We start from the raw sequence: 2,672 nt of genomic DNA, 5'->3' as shown, positions 1-2,672 counted from the left end.
TTCCCCCCCGCGAGCATCGCCAGCCGACGCATCCGCCTGCTCGAGGCCGACGAGGCGCTGTTGCCAGGCGCCGACGAGCAGGCCCGTGGCCGTCTCACGGCCCCGCTGCTGCGGGTGCGCCGGGGCGCCTGGAGCGTTCCGGACATCCTGCGCGAGCGCCGCGAGCACTGGCTCGGGATGCTGATCATCGAGGGGCTGATGATCAGGACCGTCCGCGTCAGCGAACTCGAGTGCTGCGAGCTGCTCGGCCCGGGCGACGTCATCCGCCCCTGGGACGGGGACGACGATCTCGCGCCACTGACCTCGGGCGTGAGCTGGCGCGTGATCGAGGAGACGCGTGTCGCGATCCTCGACGACGTCTTCACTCGACTTGCGTGCCAGTGGCCGGCGGTGCTGGCCGAGCTCATGGAGCGCGGCCTGCGCCGGAGCCGCTCGCTCGCGGTACTGCTGGCCATCGCGCAGGCCCGCCGCGCCGACGTCCGCCTGATGGCGCTCTTCTGGCATCTCGCCGACCGCTGGGGCCGCATGACCGCCGACGGTGTGGTCGTGGACCTCGAGCTCACGCACGGCCTGCTTTCTCGGCTCACCAACCTGCGGCGTCCGACGGTGTCCCTCACGCTCAAGGAACTGCGCGAGAGCGGCGAGCTCATCCGGCTGTCGAAGTCGTGCTGGCTGCTCCAGGGCGCCCTGCCGAGCAAGCCCCAGCGGGCGATCGGCCTGCCTGCGGCGGCATGACGTGCGAGCCGGCATCCTAGGACGGGCCATCCCATCGCCGTGGATGGCCGCGCGCCGACCCGGCCGAGGACGGTTGCTGGAACGGCTCTTGCCGCGCCGTGAGTCCGAGTGGCTGATCCTCTACGTCGCCGCGCGACTGGCCGCGACGATCGTCGCGGCCGCATTGCTCGCCTGGGGCGGCGTCGGCGGGCTCGACGTCCTCCTGCTGCTCTATGGACCGATCAGCACGGCGGTCCTCGTCGCGTGGCCCGCACTCCGCCGGTTGCCCGCCGTATGGATCCTCGACGCGGCGATCACCCTCGGACTCGTCGTCCTCTCGGGCGATTGGCGCAGCCCCTACTATCTCATGTGGCTCGCGTCGCTGGCGTTGCCCGCGATCTACCTGCCCCTGCGTCGCGCGATCCTGCTCGCGATCGGCTCTTCCGTGCTGTTCCTCGCCGTCGCCGTCGCCGGTGGCCCGGTGCCGGGACGTCTCCAGCTCGTCTCGACGGAGACGCTCGCCATCCATCTTTCCCTACCGCTATTGCTCGTCAGTGCGCTGGCCTACGCGGCGGACTCTCTGCGGCGCTTGGCACGGGAGCGCCACGAGCGCGAGCGGCTGGCGATCGAGGCCGAGCGGCGGCGGATCGCATGGGAGCTGCACGACTCGGCCAAGCAGCGGATACACGCCGCTCATCTGCTGGTGAGCTCGCTGCAGGATCGTGTCGAGCCCGAGCTCGCCGGCTTGGTCGCGCGCGCGACGATCGAGCTCGAATCCGCGTCCTCGGACATGGACACGAGCCTGGCGGAGCTGCGCTCTCCGCTGGAGGGTCGCCGCCTGGACGAGGCGCTGCGCCTCCGCGTCGACGAGCTCGCCCCCGCGGGGAGCCCGAGCATCACCGTCCACGGGGCGGCGCCGCCGCTGCCGCCGCTCGTCGCGGCGCACGTCTACCGGATCGCGTGCGAGGCGATCGTCAACGCCCTGCGGCATGCCGACGCGAGCTCGATCTTCGTGCAGATGCTCGACGGCGACCACGTGTTCGCGATCTCGGTCCGTGACGACGGCCGAGGACTCCCGATCTCGAAGCGCCCCGGCGCCACCGGACTACGTGCCATGGAGAACCGCGCCGCGAGCATCGGCGCCGACCTGATCCTGACCAACCCGGCGGACGGCCCGGGCACGCTCGTGGAGCTGCTCGTGCCGTACCGCCGCGCCGAAGGAGGCCCCAAATGATCCGCGTGGTCATCGTCGACGACCATCCCGCCCTGCGCGCGGGACTGCACGCAGTGCTCGACGCCGAGCCGGGGATCGTCTTCGCCGGCGAGTCGGCCGGCGACGAGGAGAGCCTGTGGCCGATCATCAACCGCAGCCGGCCGGATCTGATCCTGCTCGACTACCACCTCCCGCGCGGCGACGGCTTGCAGCTCTGCTATCGCATCAAGCACGAGGTTCCCGCCCCGCGCGTGATCGTGTTCTCCGCCTATGCGAGTCCCAGCCTGGCGCTGCCGGCGTCGCTCGCGCAAGCGGACGGTCTGATCGCGAAGGACCTCGGCGCGCGCGATCTCTTCCACTCGATCCGCGCGGTTCACGGTGGCGAGCGACTCGTCCCCCCGGTGTCCGGCACGGTGCTCGAAGAGGCGTTCACCCGCATCGACCCCGCCCACCACGCCGTGATCGGCATGCTGCTCGACGGCACCAGCGAAGCCGAGGTGGCCGAGACGCTCGGCGTCGAGCGCCGCGACGTACGGCACGCCGTCCACCGCATCCTCCACACGTTGCGACTGGACATCCCGACTGCAGGCGCCCGCGGCTGAGCCGTTAGCCGGCTTACGACCTTAGGTCGTGTTGAGCCTTCCTGAAGCTGGTCTCAAACGACGTGGGCAGGACCTCTCAACTGACCCACCGGAGGTATGAGATGACACCCACCATCACGCACGATCCCGCGACGCGCCAGATC

3 protein-coding genes are annotated in these 2,672 nt (G+C 70.8%); all 3 read left to right on the top strand.

Features of this window, described 5'->3' with window-relative positions; all coding sequences use genetic code 11:
- Positions 1-735, top strand: a 735-nt coding sequence (locus tag VFX99_RS14555; RefSeq protein WP_329667011.1) for a Crp/Fnr family transcriptional regulator, incomplete at its 5' end; no start/stop codon positions are given.
- Positions 736-823: 88 nt separating this feature from the next.
- On the top strand, positions 824-1,948 hold the full coding sequence (locus VFX99_RS14550; RefSeq protein ID WP_329667010.1) for a sensor histidine kinase: 1,125 nt from the start codon (positions 824-826) through the stop codon (positions 1,946-1,948).
- Positions 1,945-2,529 (top strand): response regulator transcription factor, encoded by a 585-nt coding sequence (locus VFX99_RS14545; RefSeq protein WP_329667009.1) that lies wholly within the window; start codon positions 1,945-1,947, stop codon positions 2,527-2,529. The genes VFX99_RS14550 and VFX99_RS14545 overlap by 4 nt, the downstream gene beginning before the upstream one ends.
- Positions 2,530-2,672 lie beyond the last annotated feature (143 nt).

This window comes from Microbacterium sp., from assembly GCF_036277215.1.
Classification (GTDB): domain Bacteria; phylum Actinomycetota; class Actinomycetes; order Actinomycetales; family Microbacteriaceae; genus Microbacterium.
This window is presented reverse-complemented; position numbering and strand designations above follow the sequence as displayed.

Excerpts from the sequence above, each read along its gene's own strand:
- VFX99_RS14545 (WP_329667009.1), top strand. The coding sequence starts at position 1,945 with ATGATCCGCGTGGTCATCGTCGACGACCATCCCGCCCTGCGCGCGGGA.